The sequence below is a fragment of the Polyangium sorediatum genome (assembly GCF_029946465.1).
In the GTDB taxonomy this organism is placed as follows: Bacteria; Myxococcota_A; Polyangia; order Polyangiales; family Polyangiaceae; genus Polyangium; species Polyangium fumosum.
On the sequence record NZ_JARZHI010000025.1, the window covers coordinates 64,538 to 84,982 of the forward strand.

Consider the following 20,445-nt stretch of genomic DNA (forward strand, 5'->3'; position numbering starts at 1 on the left):
GCGAAACCGTTATGCTTTGTGACGGCGTACGGAGAAGCCGGTAACGACCGGACCGCAGGTCCTCGGCGAGAGAGCAAGACGATCGTTCGTGCACGTGCGCGAGACCCGGAAGGGCAGCTTTCCCCATGAAGATTACGTGTCAGTCGTGCCAGGCGAAGTACACGATCGCCGACGAAAAAGTCGTCGGTAAGACCGTCAAGATCAAGTGCAAGAAGTGCGGCTCGGCCATCGTCGTCAACGCGAACGAAGCCGCGCCCGATGCACACGGCCAGGGTGGCTACGAAGAAGAAGACGACGGCGCGACCCGCGTCTTCTCAGGTGATCCGAGCGCAGCCGCAGCAGGCGGCGGCGACTGGACGGTCAACGTCGGCGACGACGACCAACGCACGATGTCGACCGCCGCGATCGCAGCCGCGTACGCGACAGGCACGGTCACGAACGACACGTACGTCTGGAAAGACGGCATGTCGGACTGGCTGCCGGTGTCGCAGGTCGCGGAGCTCATGTCGGCCGTGGGTCGCAGCAGCGGCGCATCCGCAGCCGCCGCAGCGCCGCCCGCAGACGACATGAACGCGACGCTGATGATGCCCGAGGGCGCGGGCGCCGCGCCCGCAGCCGCGCGCAACCAAACGGCGGCGCGCAAGACGGGCGGTCGTCAAGATCTCTTCGGATCGCAGAAGGGCGAGCCGGAGCCCGCGCGCGCCTCGGTGCCGCCTGCGGGGCCGAAGGGCAACCAGGTCGGCGAGCGCAACGAGAACTCGGTGCTCTTCTCGCTCTCGGCGCTCACCGCGGCCGAGAAGGCCGCGACGAAGGACGAGCCGAAGAAAAAAGACGGCCGCGGCGGGCTCGACGACATCATGAACCTCGGCGGCGGCGGCCTCGGCGGTCCGATGCTCGCGCCGCCTCCGCTCATGGCGCCCGTCGTGGAGCCGCCTCCGCAGCCGATGATGGCCGCGATGCCGGGCATGATGACGGGCACGCAGATCCCGATGACGGGCACGCAGATCCCGCTGACCGGCACGCAGCTCCCGCTGACCGGCACGCAGATCCCGCAGGTCGTGATGGTGCAGGTGCCCGAGCAGAAGAAGAGCTCGGCGGGCCTCGTCGTCGGCATCGCGCTCGGCATCGTGGTCGCAGGCGCGGCCGCGTTCTTCCTGCTGCGCGGGCAGCCGCAGAACACGACGACGACGGAGAACACGACGACGTCGGCGACGCCCACGGCGTCCGCCGCGCCCACGACGCCCACCCCGACGCCCACGGACACGATCGCGGCGGCGCTCCCGACCGCGAGCAGTGCGACGCCCGCGACGACGGATACGGCGAAGGCCGGCGGTGGTCCGGTCGTGGGCTCGGGCGGCGGAACGGGCCCGAGGCCGACGAACACGGCGGCGCCCACGGCGACGACGGCGGCGCCCACGACGACGGCTGCGCCCACGGCGGAGCCCCCGCCTGCGGAGGGTGGCAAGGAGTTCAACCGCGGCGCGGCCTCTTCGGCGCTCGGCTCGGCGGCCGGCGCGGCGAAGAGCTGCAAGACGGCGGACGGCCCGACGGGCACGGGCAAGGTGAAGGTGACGTTCGCGCCGAGCGGCAACGTGACCTCGGCGCAGGTGCAAGGACCGCCCTTCGCGGGCACCTCGGTCGGCGGCTGCGTGGCCGGCGTCTTCCGCGGCGCGCGCGTCCCGCCCTTCGACGGCGCGCCCGTCAGCGTCACCAAGTCCTTCACGATCAATTGACGGGCTGGGCTCGCAAACGCGGGCCCTTCCCCGTACCCTCGGCAGCCATGTCCCAACGCCGAAGCTTCGTGCATCTCGGCCTCGGTGCGCTCGCCGTGGCCGGCATCGCCCTCCTCAGCGCGTCGTGCGTGGTGAAGAGCCCAGGCAGCGTCGCTTGCGGCGAGGAAGAGCGTCGCTCCATCGATTGCTCGAGTGATCTCGCCGCGGGCGACATCGGCGTCCTGAACCTCGCCTCGGACACGGCGACGTTCGAGGACGTGGCGATCCGCCGCATCTCGGCGGAGACCGAGAAGTACGTCGCGGCGCACACGCGGCTCTGCCGGGACTACAACGCGTGCGCGATCGACAAGAAGACGTACGACACGGAGAAGAAGGCGCTGCTCGGGCTCCTGAGCCCCGTCAGCTCGATGGTCGCCGCGGTGAAACAGGCGTCCTCGGACGAGGAGCGGCAAGCCGCGCTCGACACGCTCTACCAGCACACGGTGCCGGAGGCGGAGCGCAAGGAAGAGCTGACGCTCACGTTGTCGATGGAGGCGGAGCTGCCGGAGAGCGCGGGCGGCGGGACACGCACGGTCAAACCGGACGAGCCGCTGCCGACGAACGCGCGCGTGTTCTTCAAGGTCGACGTCAAGCCGCGGGCGTACGTCTACATCTTCCAGAACAACGCGAGCAGCGGCCTCACGGTGCTCTTCCCGGACGAGCGGATCGGCACGAAAAACCCGCTCGAAGGGAGCCAGGAGTCACGCATCCCGAGCGGGGACGCGCGGTTTCGTTTGAACGACAAGGATCTCGGCTTCGAGGACATTTACGTCGCGGCGTCGCGCACGCCGCTCCGGAGCCTCGACGAGGCGCTCGCGCGCGTGCGGGACGGCAAGGTCACGCGCATCAAGGACGACAAGCTCCTCGACGGGATGAAGCGTCTGCCGGTCGCGGACGCAGCGGCGAAAAAGGACGCGAAGTGCCGCGACGTGGGGATCGAGCGGTGCCCGCGCATCCGTGGGCTCGAGCTCGACCTCGGCGGTGCGTCGGGGAGCAAGCCGGGGTTCAAGCCCGCGTCGTTCGTCGCGCGCACGGAGCCGGGTGATGGGCTCATCCTGAAGGTGTTCTCGTTCCAGCACACGGGCGAGGGCGCGGCGTACAAGGACGCGGCGGACAAGTTCGCGAAGCTGCCGGCGCCGAAGACGCGGGGCGTCGTCATCATCGAGCGCGCGCGGACACGCGGCGTCGTCATCATCGAGTAGACGAAGCCGTCACGAGCCGCCGCGCCTCGTCGACGAGCCGCTTCGTCGGGGCGCGCAGCGGAGCTTGCCGCGCGTCGACGGAGCGCACGACCTCCGCGAGCGTCGCGCTCGATCCCTCTCCGCCGCTCCGCGCATGATGCAGCGCCGACCAGACCTCCGCGCGCGTGACGAGGTCGATGTCGCCGACACTCGCGGCGCGCTTTCGTGCGTGCTCCGCATCCTCCTCGGCACGCGGATCGCCGAGGCGAGACCGGATCTCGGCGCGACGCAGCAAGCTGACGGTGGCGTAATAATCTTGCCCACCGCTCATCGCGATCTCGATGGCCTCGTCGGCAGCAGCCTTGGCGGCCCCCAGCTCCCCGACTTGCGTGAGGGCGTCCGCGCGGACCGATTGCGCCCCCATGAGCAGGTCCGCGTTCCCCGCAGTTCGCGCCGCGTCCGCTGCGAGCGCCGCGGCAGCGGCGGCTCGCGCAGGGTTGCCCGAGCGCAGGTACGTGGTCGCCGTGTTCACCAGGACCTCGCGTTCGAGCGTGCCAAACTTGAACCGCTTCGCGCGCTCCGAGATGCTCTCGAAGAGGGGCAGCGCCGTGGCGAAGTCCCCCGCGTTCGATCGAGCACACGCGAATGCGTTGTCCGCATCGAGCTCGGCCCACGGAGACCCGAGCTCTCGCGCCGCGGTCCGCACGACCTCCGTCGCGCGTTGCAGCCTCGCCACGTCGCTCGGATCGACCTCCGCCAGGAGTTCGAGTCTCATCCCGAACGCGCGGTACCGAAGCTCGAGGGGGCTTGCCGCCGCGAGCACGATCGCCTCCTCGGCGAGCGAAAGCCCGCGGTGCCCCCGGGAAAGCCTCGCGACGGCGAGCCGCGTCTCGACACGCAGAGCCATGTTCCCATGGGCATCCGCGTCGGCGACGAGCGTCAGGTCGTGATCCGCTGGCAAATGCCGGAGAATCGCTGCAATCGCGAGGGTGAGCGTGCGCGCCTCCAGGCGCACGCCCATGTCCACGGCGCCGTCGAGGTGGATCCGCTCCAGCCGATCTTTCGCCTCTGCCGCACGACCCGCGCGAAACAACGCGTCGACCACGCGCAGCTCGGCGCGCACACGCTCGGCGCCCTTGGTCACCTGCGCGAGCTTCTCCGCGAGCTCCATCGCCCGCTCGAACTCCCCGCCCGCAAGCGCCTTCGCCACGGCCCTGCCGTACCAGCGCGCGGCCTCCTCGCGATCGCCGAGCGACTCGTGGCCCGCCGCGAGGAACGCCGCGTTCTCCTCGGCGACCTCGCTCCGCCCCACGGCTTCGAGCAAGCTCCGGTGGACACGCCGAAACCACGGCTTCTGCCGCACGTCTTCGAGCGCCGCTTGCCGCACGATCTCCTGGGCGAACCCGTGCTCCTGCCGCTCGCCGCGCACGATGAGCAGCCCCGACTCCACGAGCAGCTCGAGCGCCTGCTCCACGCTCCGCGCGGACGTCCCCGCGGCCTCCACCGCCGCGACGAGCTGCTCCACCGGCAAACCCGAGCCGTAGAGCGCGACGCACGCGAGCACGTGCTGCGCCGCCCGCTCGCCGTCCGATCCCGGATCGAAAAACGAGTCGAGCCGCGCGCGCAGAAGGTCCCGCACGCCCGGCACCGAGGCGCGCAGGATCGACTCGTCGCGCGGTCGCCACGCTGCGTCACGCCAGACGAGCGCGCCCGTCTCGTTCCATACGAGGAGCGGCTGCACGAGGAAAAACGGCACGCCGCCCGCGCCCTCGACCACGGCACGCTCGATGTCCTTCGCGATCGGCGCGACGTTCTGCACGAGCGCCGAGGCGTCCTTCGCAGAGAGCGCGTCGAGCATGACGCGCGTCGCGCCCGCGCCGATGCCTTGCTCGACGCGACCCACGAAGCGCCGCAGCGCGACGCTCGGGTTTGGCTCGTCGCGCACGGTCACGATCACGAAGAGCCGCCCGCGTCCCTTGCGGATCGCTCGATCCGTCAGCATGCGCAAAAGCCCCTGCGTGTGCTCGTCCGCCCACTGCGCGTCGTCCATGTCGAGCACCGTCGGCTCTTCGAGGCTCGCCTCCACGAGCGCCTCCTCGATCGCCTCGATCGACGCCTCCAGCGCGGCGCGCGTCATCGCGGCCTCGACCGAGAGCGCGCGCTCGATCGCGTCGCGCATGCGCCCGAGCCCCTTCACGCCCTCGATCGCGGTGCGCAGCGCGCGGAGCGGCGTCCTTCGCTCGACCGAACATCGCGCGTCGATCACGCGCCCAAACCCGTACGCCGCGGCCGCCTCGACGATCTCGTCCGCGACCCGCGTCCGACCCACGCCGAACGATCCCGTCACGAGCGCCATGCGCACGCTGCCCGACGCGGCCTCCTCCGCGGCGCGCTCGAGCGACTTCACCGCCGCGTCCCGACCAACCAGGCGGGGCCGGTCCGTCAGCTCCTGCGGCGCGTTCTTGTCCTCGCCCACGAGCTTGCGGATCGCGCGGTCGACCGGCGGGTGCTCACGATGCTCGCCGATCTCCGGATCCGTGCAGCGCCACGGTTTGCCCGGCGCGTGCGGACCGTCCGCGAAAAGGAGCCGTTTGTCGACGAGCGGCAGGTACGGCGACACGGGCATCCACGTCCCGTCCTCGCGCACCACGTACGCGACGCCGGCCTCGACGCCCGCGGGCAACGCGCCCTTCGTCTTGCGCCAGACCCCGCCCCGCAGCGGCGTGCCCATGCGCGCCTCGTACGTCGGCGGATCGAGCGACACCACGCACCGAAGCGAGAGCGACAAGAGCGCCTCGGTATTTTCGAGCAGCGCCATCAGCTTCTCCAGCGCGTTGTCGCCGGAGCCGCCGCGATGGATGAAATCGTTCCGCGCCGAAATGAGCTCGGTCAGCGGGCGCTGCGACGTGAACGCGAGCATCTGCGCGAGCGCCGGGTCGTAGGCCTTCAGCGCGTTGCCGACCGTGCGCGTGAGCTCGCACCACATCCCGTCCGAGATCCGCGCCGCGCGCGCGAGCGCCTCCGCCAAGGGCCTCGGCGCCGCCGCGCCGCCGAGCTTCGCCACGAGCGCGGCGATGCCGAGCGAAAAGCCGTACCGAACGATGCCGATCCCGAGCTCGAAGAGGCGCTTGCGCACGCCGGTCGCGTCCCCCTCGGCCCGCGCGATCTCCACGCCGACGGCGAGCGTGGCGACGGGCTCGGGCATCGTCGCGAGGCGCGCCCCGAGCTCGTCGAGCAGGTCCTCGTCGAGCGGCTTCGGCGGCCGGATGCTGCGGAAGGTACGTGGCTCCGCGCTCTCCTCGCCTTCGGGGAGTTCGTCGCGCGCCTCTTGCGGAGCCTTGCCTTCGTCCAGAGGTTCGACCACGGCGAGAGCGTAGCGCGTAGCCGCCTTCGCGGCGGCACAACACGCCGCAAAATCAGGTCGTTGGATGCCCCACGAGGTCCTCGACCTCTTCCGGCCGGAAGCCGAGCATCACGGGCTCGGGCACGAGCCGCACGCCGAAGCGCGCGAGCACCCCGTCGCGGATGCGACGCGCGAAGCGGAGGATGTCCTCGGCCGTCGCGCCGCCGCGGTTGACGATCGCGAGCGCGTGGCGCGTGGACAGACCCACCGGACCGTCGCCCGCTCCCTTCTTGAACCCCGCGCGCTCGATGAGCCACGCGGCCGGAAGCTTCACGCGACCCGGGCCCGCCACGAACTGCGGGAGGTTCTCGCCGGGTTCGAGCACGTTCGCGGCCTCGATGCGCGCGCGGGCCTCGGCGAAGGCGGCCTCGTCGAGCGTCGGGTTCACGAAAAACGAGCCTGCGCTGCGCGCGTTCTCGTCCCCCGCCTCGACGAGCATCGACTTGCGGCGCCGCAGCTCCAGCACGGCCTTGCGCACCTCGGCGAGCGAAGGCGAAGGCGGAGCGCCCGTATCGCGCAGGTGCCGATCGAGCTCCGCGTACCGCACGGCCGCCGAGCCGCCGCGCTGAAGGGAGAACGTCACGCCGACGATCACGAACCTGCCGCTCGCCCGGCGCTTGAAGACGCTGTCGCGGTAGCCGAAGCGGCAGCCGAGCCGATCGATGCCCACGGTCGCGCCGCTGCGCCGATCGATCCCGTAGACGAACGTGATCACGTCGCCCGCCTCTTGCCCGTACGCGCCGATGTTCTGGATCGGCGCCGCGCCCACGTCGCCCGGGATGCCCGAGAGGCACTCGAGCCCGGCCCAGCCTTGCTCCACGGTCATCGCCACGAGCGCATCCCACGACTCGCCCGCGCCCGCGGTCAGCGTGACCCGATCGCCCTCCATCGCGTGGTTCACGCCGGAGACCGCGACCCGGAGCACGAGGCCGTCGACGCCGCGATCCGCGACGAGCACGTTCGAGCCGCCGCCGAGCACGGTGACGTCGAGGCGCTGGCTGCGCGCCCACGCGAGCGTCTCGTGCACGGCCTCCTCGGTGCGCGCCTCGATGTACCGCGCAGCCGGTCCGCCGACGCCGAGCGTGGTCCGCGGCGCGAGCGGCACATCCAAGAGCATGCCCTCCGGCGCGCGCGGAGGCTCGGGCGGCTGGGGACGCATGGTACGCAGGCTCAGGGCGACACCTTCACGCGCGTGCCGGCCATGAAGCCGTCGTCCACGGCGCGCACGCGGTCGACGAAGCTGTCGTACTCGTCCGCCGACACCGTGCCCGTCGGCAGATCGAGCACGAACGCCTCCTCGATCACGCCCTCCTTGTACGAGCCTTCGCGGGACGCCGAGAACCCCTCGTGCGCGACCTTCACCGACGACGGCGCGCGCGCGACCGTCGCGCCCTTGGGCAGCTCGATGCGACGGCGGACGCGGTACTGGAGCGGCCTGTCGATGGTCAGCGCGCTCTCGCGGCCCGCGCGCGACGCGTAGAACGAGGCGAGCGTGCTGGAGAAGCCACGCGCGAGGTGCATCGGCTCGAGGCCCGGCAAGAGCCACGTCTTGCCGTCGCGGGTCTCGGGCTGCGAGTAGCCGAAGATCGCGATCTTCGCGCGCACCGAGACCTCCCACGAGCCCTCGCTCGATCCGAGCTCCACGTCCTCGACGTCGGCCCAGGGCACCCACGTGAGCACCACGTTGCGCAGCATCTCGCGCCGATCCGTGCCGACGACCATGTCGAGCGAGTCCGCGAGCGACTGCGCCTCGCGCCCGCGCAGCGCGATCGAGAACGTGCCGCGCGCGACGCCCGACGCGTCGAGCGCGAGCCGGATCTCCACCTCGTCGCCCTTCTCGCTCGCGTCGCCCTGCACCGTCACGAGGCTGCCGTCGGGCAGGATCGCGTTCCTCCCCCGCAGCTCCGGGCTCACGCGGCCCGGAGGCAAGGGCGGACCGTCCACGTCCGCGTCGATCCACAACTCGCCCTCGGGCAAACGCGCGACGACGAGCGGATACCGGAAGCGACCCACGTGCGGCGGGAAATCAGCCGCGCCGCTGAACGGCTCGGTCTCGGCAATCGCGAGGCGCGCGTCCACGCCGAGCTCGCGCAGCGCGCGCCACACGACGAGCGCGCGGCTGCCCTGGCCGAGCTCCAGCACCGTACGTGCCGTCGTCTGCTGCGGCCCCGTGCCGTACATCGCCGACACGTCCGACAACTCGCCGCCGCCGGGCACCTTCACGCGCTTGCCCACGGCCGTGACCACGCGCTCGACGAGCGCGCGCGAGGGCGCCGTGACGCTGCCCGCGGCCTCGCGCGCGAACCGCGCGACGTACGGATCCTTGTCTTCGAGCGCGCGGACGTGATCGTCGAGCAAACGCCCGAGGTTCGCCCACGTCTGCGTGCCGAAGCTGATCGTCACGGCCTGTTCGAGCCGTGGCACGCCGTCCTCGATGCGGCGCGGCTCCTTGTTCTCGATGCGCCAGACCCGGACCTCGTCGCCCTTGTCGGTGCGAACCTGCGGCTTGCCGAGCAGCGGGTGCGACCAGAGGCCGAGCGTGAGCGAGGCGGGGCGGCGCAGCTCGATCTCCGCCTCGCGCACGCCGGTGCGGGCCGGCAGGAGGTCGGGCCCGTCCACCACGATCTGCCCGCCCGCGTCCGGCACCACGAACCCTTCGAGGATCTGCTCGACGTAGTCGCCCTTCTCCAGCTCCGAGAGATCGCTGTGGCTCTGCGCGGCCATCGCGACCTGATCGGGCTCGACCACGCGGCCGTCGCGCTTGTGGATGCGGCGCCGGAGCAAGCGCTGCGCGGCGTTCGCCTCGATCGAGGGCCCGTACGAGACCGCGCCCTCCGCGACGTCCGTCGTGCCCGACACGCGCCGCAGATCGTAGACGAGGTACCGGAGCACGCCGCCCGCATCCACGGCGTACCGCTCGAGGTGCCGGAGCACCGCCGTGCCCGCGCCGGGCATCACGTTCGCCGCGCGATCCGCCGACACGAGGCGCGCCCCTTCGGCCTCCAGGTCGCGCGCTTGATCGGGTTCGAGCGCGAGGATCCGACGCAGGATCGGGATCGCATACGGCGCGTCGGCCGCCACGCGTTGATCCCGTTCAAGGCGCGGACGCACGAGGTCCGACCGGTTCCGGCCGGCCGCGAAGCCGAGCGCGTCGAGCAAACGCCTCCGCGCCGGCGGCGTCGCGTCGTACGCCGCGATCGCCGCGTCGAGGTCTCCTGCGAGCACATGGAGCCCGACCTCCGAATCGCGGAACGCATCCGGCGCCGAGCGCAGGCGCCGCACGCGGCCGAGCTCCTCCAGCGCCGCGCGCGTGTCTCCGCGCTGCTGATGCGCGTACATGCACGCGAGATCCGCGCGGCTCGTCCCTCCCGCGCACGCCGCCTTCACCGCGTCCGCGCCGACCCGCCCGTGCAGGTACGTGTCGACCCGCGCGAGCAGCGGCGATGCCGGCACGGCCGTCTCCAGCGCGCGGTACGCCTCCTCCGCGACGTCGAGCATCTGCCCCCGCTTCGCCGCGGCCGCCACGTACGTGAGCGTCATCGGGTCCGTCACGGCCTTCTCCGCCGCGGGTTTGTCCGCGGCCTGCCCCGACGCCGGCGGACGCACGCCAAGCTCACCGAGCGCGTCCGCGAGCCCCTCGACCACGCGCCTGCGCTCCGTCAGCGCCGCGCGCGTCACGAGCGCCTCCCAGGCCTTCGGCCAGGCCACGAGCGTCTTGTCCGTATATGCGCGCAGCCGCTCGATCTGCTTCGAGTCCGGCAGATCGTCGGCCTTCGCCGTCGCGCGCGCGGCCAGCAAGAACGCGCGCGGGCTGCTCGTCTCCGGCAACCCTCGCTCTTCCAGGAGATGCTCGGCCACACGCGCCTCCCCGAGCCCGAGCAGCGCGGCCGTCGTGAGCGCGAGCGTCGCCTCCCCGGACCTCGACGCCGTGATCTCGATCGGCGTCGCGCCCGAGGCCTTGTTCACCGTGGCCACGTCGCCCGCCTTGGGCGCGCGCAGCGGCAAGGGCAGGCCGTCGTCGCCCCACACGTCGAGCTCGATCTGATCGCCGTCGCTCATCTGCCCGACCCGCACGACCACACGCGCGCGCCCCGCCGGCAGCGAGACACGCCCGAGCCGCGTCACGGCTCCATCGCCGGCCTCGAAGCCACGACGGATCACGCGCGCCCCCGCCACGTCGACGACCGCCGCCGACCTCGACGCGAGCGACACGAACACCGTCTGCTCGCGCGGGTTCTCGATGTCGACCACGACCGCGCGCACGCCGGGGAGCGAGAACGTCGCGTTCACGTCGAGCGCGCACGCGTCTGCGCGCACCACGAGCGGCGTCACCTCGGCGAAGAACGGCCGCGCGCCCGGGTACGTCGCGCCAAACGCGCCCGTCGGCACGACCTGCGAGGGCTCCGCGAGGCCTCGCAGCGCGGCGAAATCGAGCGGCGCGACGAGGGCGGCTTCCCGCGCGCATCCCCGCCGCTCGCCCCACACCATCGCCGCCTGCTCTTGCCCCACGTACATCGCGAGCTCGTGCAGCGCCGTCGCCAGCATCCCGCGCATCACCGGCAGCACGCCCGGATCGTCGCCCTGCGCGAGCCGCTCGCCCGCCGCCGTCCACGCCGCGCGCAGCCGCTCCACGACGGCGGGCATCACCTCGCGCGAGCGATACGCGACGGCCTGTTCTCCGGGCAACCCGAGCGCCTCGACCTCCCGGAACGCGAGCGCGTCGAGCGACGCGACGACCGTGGCGAGCGCCTCGGGATCACGCCCGTTCGCGACGGCCCGATCGATCGCGTCGAGGTACTTCGCCGACGCGAGTGGATCGGCCGCCTCGGCGTCGAGCGCCGTGACAAACGACTCCGCGAGCTTGGCGGACGGCGGCGGCTGCGGCGCGACGGGCGTCGGGTTGGTACAAGCGGCGAAGAGGAGCGCCGCGGACACGAGCCCAAGACGGGGATACTGCTGGGGGTTTGGGGGCGTAGCTCGACTCGCCCGAGCGGAGCCCCCAAGCGTTAAATGGCGCATCGGCGGGCTCCATGCTGCCTCATTCACGCGCGCTTGGCACGCGCGGCGAGGTCGTCATGCCGCGGGCGATTCTTCGTACACGCGCACGCCGTACTTCTCCATGCACCAGAGCAGCCCGATGACCAGGCTCCGCTTGTCGTCCACGAACGAAGGCTTTTTCCCTTCGAATGCGTGCCCCACGAACTGGAAACCCCAGCCCACGGTGAACATCGCCCCCGCGAGCGGCAGGCCGACGAGGGTCGCGCCCACCGGAAAGCTCAGCGCGATGAGGGGGATGCCCACCTTGTGGCAAGCCTGGTTGCGCGGATCCTGGTGATCGTCCTGGTACTTGTGGAGAAGGCGGGTCCACTCGGCGTTCAGGGAAATCATGGTCGGGGCGCAGAGACTATCACGCGCGCCCCGGACGCGGCCCCCGACGTGATGCCGGGCCGAAGATCCGCGACGGCGGACCCGAAGGCGGCTCCGCTCCGGCGAGCAGGCGCGTCGCCTCCTCGCTCACCGCCTCGCCCTCGGACCCCTCGCCGCTCGTCGCGAGCGCGTCCCCGAGCCGCCAGAGCGAGTCGGCGAGCTGGTAACGCACCTCCGCGTTTCTCTCGCTCGCCGCGTAGAGCTTCCGATCGATCGCCACCGCCTCGCGATACGCCGCGACCGCGCCGACCACGTCGCTCGCGTGCACACACGCGTCGGCCAGCCGCTTCAGCGAATACGACACCTCGCCGAGCGCCTCCGACCCCTCCCCGATCACCGCGAGGACCCGGCGCCGCAGGAGCAGACACTCCGAGAACGCCACCGCCGCGTCCGCCGGCTTGTTCGCGGCGAGCCGCGCATCACCGATCCGTTCGAGCGCGTCCGAGAACTCGAACAAAGCGTCCGGCCCCTCGTCGCCTTGCCGCATCGCGCGGATCGCCCCGAGCGCGAGCTCCTCGAAGCGCGTCGCCGCCACATGCTCGCGCCGCTCCCGCGCGATCCGCGCCGCCAGGCAATACCAGGCCGGCGGCACCTGCCCGGGCATCCGCGCGCCGTACATCGCGAGCGCCTTCTGCACGTGCACCGCCGCGCGCGACAGGTCTTCGTTCTCCGTCGCGATCTCCGCGAGCACCGCGAAGACCCGCGCCTCGTCGAGCGCGTCGCCTCGCACGCGCAGCAGCGTCGCCGCCTCGTCGGCCGCGTCCTTCGCGTCCTGCAGCCGGCCTTGCCGCAAGAACCCTTCGGCGGCGTCGACGAGCGCGTGCGCGCGGACCACCTCGGCCCGCGGCGGAGGCGGCGGCGGCGTCGGCCGCGCGTTGAGCGTCGCGGGCGCGAACGACGCCGCGGGCATCGGCGGCGACGACGTGCGCGCCGAGTTCTCGGCTTGCCAGACCTTGAGCCGCTCCGGGTCTTGCGAGATCGCCACGAGGTCGTCCGGATCCGCGGTCGCCACGCGCATCGAGCTCGTCGAGGGCCGTGATCCGCCACGCACCGGCAGCGGCGTGCTCGGCCGCACCGCGCCCGCGTTGGGCGGCGTGATCAGGAAGGACATCGCCTTCACCTGCCAGAGATCCGGCGCGGCCTTCGACATGGGATCGACCACGCCCGGCGGCGCGGCGAGCACGATGCCTCCGAGCAGCACGCCGCGCAGCTCCTCGAAGAGCGCCTCGATCTCGATCACCGTCTGCTCCCAGGCGCGTGTCCACGGCGTCTCGGGCGCGCCGGGCGCCTCGGCGTGCAGCGCCTCGATCCAGACGAGCGAAGCATTCGCGAAGCTACGATCTTCGAGCAGCCGCGTCGGCAAACCGAGCAGCTCCTCCGGCGTGCTCGGCACGAGCGTCACCATCACGTGATTCGCGCCGGTCATGTGCCGCTCGACCCGCCCGCGCAAGATGCGCAGCTCGGCCGGCACCGGTGAGAACGCGAAGCCGACCCAGAACCCGATCACGTTGTCGACGCGCTCGCGTAGGTACTCCCACGCTATTTCGCCGCGGACCGCCGGTGCTTTCGGCCCCGGTGGTTCTCCCTGTCCCCAGCCTGCCATCGGTTCGTGACCGCGTAGCCGCCTCATCGAGCGGCCTCCCGGCTCCCACGAAACCTTATCACCATCGCGGCCGTGTGGGCCTCCTGCGCACGCGAACCTTTACGCCCTCGCCCACCTTGGCCTACCCTACGCGCACCTCATGGCGCGCCGAGTCACTCGATTCCTTCATTCCGTCCCGTGCGCGGGGCTTGCGGTCGTCCTCCTCGCCTCTGCGTGTGGCGGTCAGCAAACGCAGACCAAGACGAAACCCGTCACGAATACGAAAACCGAGGTCACCGAGCCCGAGGACGAGGGTCCCGCGCTCGGCCCCCTGACGCTCACCCTCCCCGACGCCGCGGCCTCGGCGTGGGTGGGGCAGCGCGGCAACTACGTCGATACGCTCAGCGGCATCTGGGGCCTCGACAAGCTCGTGATCGCCGTCGGCGGCGGCGGGACGATCCTGCGCAGCGAGGACGCCGGGATCAACTGGACGCGGCAGGCCTCGCCGAAGGACGCGTGGCTGCGTTGCGTGTGGGGCAGCGGCCCGGACGACATCTACGTCGTCGGCGGCAATGCGATCATGCACTCGACGGACGGCGGCATCACGTGGACGCCGCAGAAGATCCCGATCACGGGCACCTTTTTCATGGCGGTGTGGGGGAGCGGCCGGGACGACGTGTACGTCGTGGGCGGCGACGGGAACATCCTGAACACGACGGACGGCGGCAAGACGTGGACGAAGGACACGAGCGGCGTCGTCGGCACGTTGTACGACGTGTGGGGCAGCGGCGCGGACGACATTTACGTCGTGGGACAGGCGAGCAAGGACGGCGCGCCGATCGTGCTGCAATCGAAGATCGGCGGGCATCTCTGGGCGAAGCTGCCGGTCGACACGCTCGACGCGCCGCTCCGGCAGATCGACGGCGCGAGCATCGATTACCTGTACGCCGTGAGCGCGAAGGGCACGGTGTACGAATCGAACAACCGCGCGGCGACGTGGAAATCGATCGGGAGCTTCGACGGTGACGAGCTCCTGGGCATCCGCGTGGTGGGCAAGGGCGACCTCTACGTGATCGGCCGCAACCAGCAGTTCCAGCACACGACCGACGGCGGCAAGACCTGGAAGGACGAGCTCAACTGGCCCCACGGCGCCGCGGCGCTCCAGGGCATCTGGGGCAAGGGCCCGACGGAGCTGTTCCTGGTGGGCGAAGGTACACTCGAAGCCGGGCAGAAGGGGAGCCTGGTCCGGCGGCGGTGACGACCCCGCGGCGGCGCTCGATGCGCACCGGGGGAAGGTCGTAGGGGGGAGGACCCGAACCGATACGCGTATCGGTTCAGGTCGTAGGGGGGAGGACCCAAACCGATGCGCGTATCGGTTCAGGTCGTAGGGGGGAGGACCCGAACCGATGCGCGTATCGGTTCAGGTCGTAGGGGGGAGGACCCCCTCGTCGGCGCAGGGGCCCGCGTGGTTCATCCCAGCGCCGCCGGCAGCGACATGCGGACCGTCGTCCCCACGCCGAGCTGGCTCGTGACGCAGAGACGCCCGCCATGGTCCGCCACGAACCTTTGCGTGAGCGTGAGCCCGAGGCCCGTCCCCTGCCCCGGCGGCTTGGTCGTGAAGAAGGGCTCGAAGATGCGGTCGAGGTTCTCGGCCGGGATCCCACATCCGGTGTCGCGCACTTCGATCTCCACGGCGGGGGCGGCGTCCTCCCCCTTGTCGAGCGACCGCGCCACGACGGAGACGGCGCCCCCCTCGGAGACGGCGTCGAGCGCATTGCCGACCACGTTGAGCAAAGCCGCATCGAGCTGCGCGGCATTCGCGAGCACCGCCTGCGGAGCCTCCGGATCCTGCCAGACGTCGAGGCGTACCTCGCGCGCGCGTGCCTGGGGCGCCGTGAACGCGAGCACCCGGTCGAGCGCGGCCCGCACGTCACACGGCTCGCGACCGGTCGGATGTTCACGCGCGTAGTCGAGCAACGTGTGCACGAGGCGCGAGCAACGCGTCGATTGGGATTCGATGGTGTGCAGCGCCTTGCGGAGCCCGACCTCGTCGAGGGCCGCCCCTTTCGCCGCGTCGAGCCGCCGGAGCAGGAGCTGGGCGTTCATGAGGACGACCGCGAGGGGATTGTTGATCTCGTGCGAGAGGCCCGCGAGCATCGTGCCCACCGCCGCCATCTTCCCGGCCTGCACGAGCTCCTCCTGCGTCTCGGAGAGCCGCTGCAAGGTCGCCGTGAGCGCGCGGTTTTTCTCGGCCAGCTCGACGTGCGCGCGGTGCAGACGCGCCGCTGCGCGCACGCGCGCCGCGAGCTCGGCCGGCTCGAACGGCTTGCTCAGATAATCGTCCGCGCCGGTATCGAGGCCCCCGACCGCCGCGGCGGACCCCGCCCGCGCCGTCAAGAGGAGGATCGGAATGGCGCGCGACGCGGGGTCTCGCTTGAGCCGGCGGACGAGCTCGAAGCCGTCCATTTCGGGCATCATCACGTCCGATACGATGACCTCGGGGCGCCGCGCCTCCACGGCTCCCAGCGCCGCCCGGCCGTTCGTCACGAGCTCGACGTCGTATTCGGCGGAGAGGAGATCCACCAGATACGAGCCCATGTCGGGGTTGTCCTCGACCACGAGCACGCGCGGGCCACGCCCGCTCGTCTCGACGCGACGGGCGCTCGCCGCGCGCGCCTCGAAATGGCCCGCGCGGGGCGCGGACAGCGGCGCCGAGGCCGGCGCGGGCGCAGGCCGCGGATCGGCCATGCGGTCCGCGACGCACGGCAGCCGCACGAAAAAACGCGAGCCCACGCCGAGCGTGCTCTCCACGGAGGCCTCGCCGCCCATCAGCTCCGCGAGCTCCTTGACGAGCGAGAGCCCGATCCCCGTCCCTTCGTGCTTGCGCGTCGCCGAGGCGTCGATTTGCTGAAACTGTCGGAAGAGCAGGTGTTGTTTGTCCGCCGGAATGCCCGGCCCCGTATCCTCGACCGCGAATTCGAGCGCGTCCTCGACCTTCCGCAGGTGGACCACGACGCTCCCGCCCGGCGGGGTGAACTTCAAGGCATTGCCGAGCAGGTTCAGCACGATCCTCTCGAATTTGCGCCGATCGAGCGGGACGGGCCCGAGGACCGAGGCCCGAAGCGAGAGCGTGATGCCGCCGCGCACCGCCGAAGGGCGCGCGGCGTCGACGAGCTCGGCGCAGAGCTCCGCGGCGTCGACGGCCTCCCAGTCGACCGTGAGCTTGCCGGCCTCGATTTTCTGGTAATCGAGGATGTCGTCGACGAGGCGATGGAGCCTGCGCGCATTGCGCTGGATGCGCTCGAGATCCGCGCGTGCGCCCGGCGAGAGGGGCGCGCGCTCGTTCGCCTCCCCGGAGAGCAACGAGGCGAGCGGGCCGAGGATCAGCGCGAGCGGCGTGCGCAGCTCGTGGCTCATGACCGTGAGGAATTGCCCCTTCGCGCGGGCGGCGTCGTCGGCGGCCTCCTTGGCGTGTTGGAGGTCGATCTCCATCTGCTTGCGCTCGGTGATGTCGGCGTAAATGCCGAGCAGCCCGGTCACCTGGCCGCTCTCGTCGCGAATCGGGACCTTGCTCGTGAGCAGCACGCGCCGCGCTCCATCCGTGCGGAGGACGGGCTCTTCGATGTCGAGCATGGACGCGCCGCCCACCATGACCTCGCGGTCGGCCTTGACGAACGCGTCGGCGTCCTCGCGCCGACCCCAAACGTCGTAATCGGTCTTTCCGACGAGGTTCTCCAGGGTCTTCGTGCCCGTATCATTCAAAAAGTTCTGGTTGCCGCCCAGAAATCGACCCTCGCGATCTTTCCAGAAAATGGCGTGAGGGACGTTCGCGATGACGTACTTGAGCACCGCTTGCTGCTGCTCGAGGGCGTCTTGCGCGCGCTTCCGCGCGGTGACGTCCGTGGCGACGCCGAGCACGCCCGCGCTCTTGGTCTCCGGGAGCCGGAGGGGCATGAAATCCACCTCGTACCAGACGCCCTGAAACTCCCCGACCACACGCACGCTCTCGCCGGCGAGCGCTCGCCGCGCGCTGTCCGTGACCCACGGGTAGTCCTGGTACAGGCGGAAAATCGACTGGCCGATCTCCTCCTGCGGGTGGAGCCTCGCCGCTTCGAGCCCGCGCCCCTCCTGGAGCGTGAAGACACCGCGTTCGTCGAGCGTGAAGAGCACGATGGGAGCGTGGGCAAGCACAGTCCGCAAGTGTGACGTGGCTTCCGGCCCTGCGCGAGTTCCCGCCGCAGGCGTCGAGCGCCTCGGCCGGGCAGGCCGCCTGCCGGCGCGTTGGCGATTGGATGGCATGGGTGCTGCGTCAATATAGGGTGCCGAGTTCCCAGGTGGGGACGTACGGCTCCCGATACGCTTGGTTTCGTGTCCCCCGCCCGAGCCCGTCGGGCGGGGACAAAAGCGAGCCGCGCAGGCAGCCGCTTCAGGGTGTCAGGAAAAACGGATTCGAAGCCGCGAACGGCCTTCGCCCAGGGTGCAACGGCGCGAGGTCTCCGCCGCCCTTCGCGTGGAACAGCACCCAGTTCCTCGGGCGCGACGGGTCCAGCGTCACCGTGACCTGATTGACGAATTTCTTCGACGGGCCGGCCCACCCATCCACCGGCACGAGCGGCTCCGTCGACACCGTCGCCCCATTCACGATCGTCTCCAGCGTGCTCGCGTCCACCCAGCTCGCCGACTCGATCGTGAGCGTGAACGTCGCCATCCCGCCCGCGCCGGTCTTCACCATCTGCCCGGGCGCTTCCCCGTTCGGGCCCGTCGCCGTCATGAAGAGGCCGCCGCTGATCGTCGCCGCGCCACTGCCGACCGCGTCACGCACGAGGAGCTTCGTCAGCTTCGTCGGATCGTCGTGCCCGAAGGGCAAACACGTCCGCGGGTACCCCACCGGGCTCGTCCGCAAATAATGGCTGTCGGAGCTGCCCACGGCCCACACCGTCATCCCCGCCTCCAGGAGCGCGAACCAATCGGCGATCGAGTCCTTCCGGTTCGCCTCGAAATCGGAGTCGTTGAAGACCTCGATCGCGTCGAAATCGTCGCTCCAGAACCCGTCCCGCCCCTTGCCCGTCTTCCGGTCGAGCCCCGCCGCGCTGAAATAGGCGCCGAATCCGCCGCCGCTCGGGTGGTTCACGATGAGCACGGGGTTGTCCGGGAGCGCGCGCACGAGCGCGAAGACGTCCTTCGGGTCCTTGCCGATCCAGTCGACCGCGCCGTTGTTCGCCTTCGTCAGGTCCGGCGTCATCGGCAGCACGCCGAAATGACCCCACGTGAACGTCGTCAGCTCCTCCGACGCCATCCCGAACGCCCATGGCGAAAGGCCCATCTCCTGGACCAAGGGCTGGAAATCGACGACCCACTCGTGCTCGCTCGACACCGGGATGTCGAGCCCGTCCGCGATCGCGCTCCGCAGCTTCTGCTCGATCCGGTCGCTCGAGTCCGCCGAGAACTGCGAATGAATGTGGAAATCGGCGCACATCACGCCCGTCGAGTCCACCGAATGCGCGAGGTTCGCCGGGACCTCCAGCGTCTGGCCCGCCGCGACCGTCACGTCCGTCGAGAGCAGCTCCCATTCGTAGCCGCGCGACACGATCACCGTATGCTCGCCGGGCGGGACCGACACGGTCGCATTCCCGTCCATCGCGAAGACCTGGTGCAATCGCCCGTTCACCTCGTCGGGCACGCCGAACGCCTCGGGCGTCGCGATGAGCGCGTCCTTCGGCACGACCTGCACGCGCACCGGCAGCCCCGCGCCCGTCGCCGTGTCCTTCGCGACGACGTGAATCGTGCCGTTCGGATCGAGCGGGATCGTCGCCGTCGCCTCGTTCGCGCCGACCCCGAAGCCCATGTGCGGCGCGTATCCCTGCTTCTGCGGCACGAGCGTCGCGGACGCGCCCGGCGGCGCGTGCACCACGAACGCGCCCTCCGCGTCCGTCCGCGTGCGGCTCAAATAGGCGCCGTCCGCGCCCACCACGTGCAGCCACGCCGAAGCGATTCCGTTGCCCTGCGCGTCTTCGACCTTCCCCTTGATCTCGCGCCACGGCGCCTCGCCGGTCACGCGTCGCACCGCCTCGCCGAGGCCATCGTAATCGGGGCCGCCCGCGATGATGTCCGCCCGATCGACCGAGTTCGCCGAGCAAGCGTCGACGACGAAGCCGGGACCATAAAAGAGCGAGAAGCCGCTGACCGTCAGGCCATATGCGAGCTCGTGGTCCGGAATGCGGAACGCGAATCCGAAATCGCCGCCGTCGAAGCCCGCCCACGCGACGCGCCCCTTGGGCTCCGCGAACCCGAACTCCGAGGTCACGAGCTGCGTGTTGCTGTTATGGAAGAAGCCGAGCAGCTCGTCCGGATCGGGGCGCTCCACGCCGAGGTCGAGCGGCTCGTTCGTCGCATTGACGAGGCCCATGCGCATCGTGACGCGCTCCTCCCCCGGCCGGAGCACGTAATCGTAGACGGCTTCGAGCTCGTACGTCCGCGGGAACAGATACGAGAGCGGCCCCTGCATGAACGGGATCTTCGAGAGCTTGCCCGCGACCCGCACGACGGCCTCGCCGCCGTCCGAGCCGTCCTTCAGCACCGTGACGCTCGTCGGATCGATCATCTCGACCGAGATCCCGGTCAACGTCTCGGTGTACATCGAGACGCCCGTCGGCTTGCCCTCGGCGTTCGCCTTGTCGATCGAGAGGATCTCGCCGCCGAAGCGCGCATACCCGTCCGAGAAGTCCTTGTCCTCGATGAACACGACGATCTTGTCGTTCGCGAGGACGAAATCCCCCGGCTCGATCCGCTGCCGGCCATGCCCCGGCTGCGCGATGCCCGCGAGGTCGGTGACCTTGCCGGCGCGCGCCTGCCCCGCCGCCTTGGCCCCGAACGGGTCCTTGTGCCCGTTCGGATCGCCGACCTCGAACTTCAGGGCCGAGCAGTCGGTGGCCCCGGGCGGCTCCTCGTCGGGGCCGCTGCACGCGGCGACGAGCGGCACCTGAACGAGGACGCAGAGAAGGGCACGAAAGGAAGGCGCGGCAAGCGAAGGACAACGCATGAGACCTCCTCGCGAGGCGGGGGACGCCCGACCTCCATGGA

The 20,445-nt window shown here is 71.0% G+C and carries 10 protein-coding genes; 3 read left to right on the top strand and 7 right to left on the bottom strand.

Annotation, left to right across the window (positions count from 1 at the left end):
• Positions 1 to 125 precede the first annotated feature (125 nt).
• Entirely contained in the window at positions 126 to 1,733 is a 1,608-nt protein-coding gene (locus tag QHF89_RS26075; protein WP_136970140.1) for a zinc-ribbon domain-containing protein, read from the top strand.
• Between the two features lie 47 nt (positions 1,734 to 1,780).
• Complete coding sequence (locus QHF89_RS26080) at positions 1,781 to 2,974, top strand: DUF4384 domain-containing protein (RefSeq protein ID WP_136970141.1); 1,194 nt, start codon at positions 1,781 to 1,783, stop codon at positions 2,972 to 2,974.
• Here QHF89_RS26080 and QHF89_RS26085 read toward each other — a convergent pair.
• From QHF89_RS26085 to QHF89_RS26105, 5 genes are all read right to left on the bottom strand, one after another.
• The gene (locus tag QHF89_RS26085) at positions 2,964 to 6,317 is read right to left on the bottom strand and encodes an ATP-binding protein (RefSeq protein WP_136970142.1); all 3,354 of its coding nucleotides are present in this window, start codon (positions 6,315 to 6,317) and stop codon (positions 2,964 to 2,966) included. The genes QHF89_RS26080 and QHF89_RS26085 overlap by 11 nt on opposite strands.
• A 52-nt stretch (positions 6,318 to 6,369) precedes the next feature.
• Positions 6,370 to 7,515, bottom strand: a complete 1,146-nt coding sequence (locus QHF89_RS26090; protein WP_232379333.1) for a UDP-N-acetylmuramate dehydrogenase — start codon at positions 7,513 to 7,515, stop codon at positions 6,370 to 6,372.
• Between the two features lie 11 nt (positions 7,516 to 7,526).
• The gene (locus tag QHF89_RS26095; RefSeq protein ID WP_136970143.1) at positions 7,527 to 11,291 is read right to left on the bottom strand and encodes a hypothetical protein; all 3,765 of its coding nucleotides are present in this window, start codon (positions 11,289 to 11,291) and stop codon (positions 7,527 to 7,529) included.
• Positions 11,292 to 11,429: 138 nt separating this feature from the next.
• Complete coding sequence (locus QHF89_RS26100; protein ID WP_136970144.1) at positions 11,430 to 11,744, bottom strand: Mpo1-like protein; 315 nt, start codon at positions 11,742 to 11,744, stop codon at positions 11,430 to 11,432.
• 19 nt (positions 11,745 to 11,763) lie between these two features.
• On the bottom strand, positions 11,764 to 13,386 hold the full coding sequence (locus tag QHF89_RS26105) for a tetratricopeptide repeat protein (RefSeq protein WP_136970145.1): 1,623 nt from the start codon (positions 13,384 to 13,386) through the stop codon (positions 11,764 to 11,766).
• A gap of 139 nt (positions 13,387 to 13,525) precedes the next feature.
• Between QHF89_RS26105 and QHF89_RS26110 the strand changes: the two genes are divergently transcribed.
• On the top strand, positions 13,526 to 14,623 hold the full coding sequence (locus tag QHF89_RS26110) for a WD40/YVTN/BNR-like repeat-containing protein (RefSeq protein ID WP_136970146.1): 1,098 nt from the start codon (positions 13,526 to 13,528) through the stop codon (positions 14,621 to 14,623).
• 212 nt (positions 14,624 to 14,835) lie between these two features.
• Here QHF89_RS26110 and QHF89_RS26115 read toward each other — a convergent pair whose 3' ends face one another.
• A complete protein-coding gene (locus tag QHF89_RS26115) occupies positions 14,836 to 17,664 on the bottom strand; it encodes an ATP-binding protein (RefSeq protein ID WP_136970147.1) in 2,829 nt (942 codons plus the stop codon).
• Between the two features lie 127 nt (positions 17,665 to 17,791).
• Positions 17,792 to 20,404, bottom strand: a complete 2,613-nt coding sequence (locus QHF89_RS26120) for a CehA/McbA family metallohydrolase (RefSeq protein ID WP_136970148.1) — start codon at positions 20,402 to 20,404, stop codon at positions 17,792 to 17,794.
• Between the last annotated feature and the right edge of the window lie 41 nt (positions 20,405 to 20,445).

What these genes read in the sequence shown, in the direction of transcription:
- QHF89_RS26100 (WP_136970144.1), bottom strand. Translation starts at nt 11,744, where the DNA reads ATGATTTCCCTGAACGCCGAGTGGACCCGCCTTCTCCACAAGTACCAG.
- QHF89_RS26110 (WP_136970146.1), top strand. Translation starts at nt 13,526, where the DNA reads ATGGCGCGCCGAGTCACTCGATTCCTTCATTCCGTCCCGTGCGCGGGG.
- QHF89_RS26120 (WP_136970148.1), bottom strand. Translation starts at nt 20,404, where the DNA reads ATGCGTTGTCCTTCGCTTGCCGCGCCTTCCTTTCGTGCCCTTCTCTGC.
- QHF89_RS26105 (WP_136970145.1), bottom strand. Translation starts at nt 13,386, where the DNA reads ATGGCAGGCTGGGGACAGGGAGAACCACCGGGGCCGAAAGCACCGGCG.
- QHF89_RS26080 (WP_136970141.1), top strand. Translation starts at nt 1,781, where the DNA reads ATGTCCCAACGCCGAAGCTTCGTGCATCTCGGCCTCGGTGCGCTCGCC.
- QHF89_RS26075 (WP_136970140.1), top strand. Translation starts at nt 126, where the DNA reads ATGAAGATTACGTGTCAGTCGTGCCAGGCGAAGTACACGATCGCCGAC.
- QHF89_RS26090 (WP_232379333.1), bottom strand. Translation starts at nt 7,515, where the DNA reads ATGCGTCCCCAGCCGCCCGAGCCTCCGCGCGCGCCGGAGGGCATGCTC.
- QHF89_RS26115 (WP_136970147.1), bottom strand. Translation starts at nt 17,664, where the DNA reads ATGCCATCCAATCGCCAACGCGCCGGCAGGCGGCCTGCCCGGCCGAGG.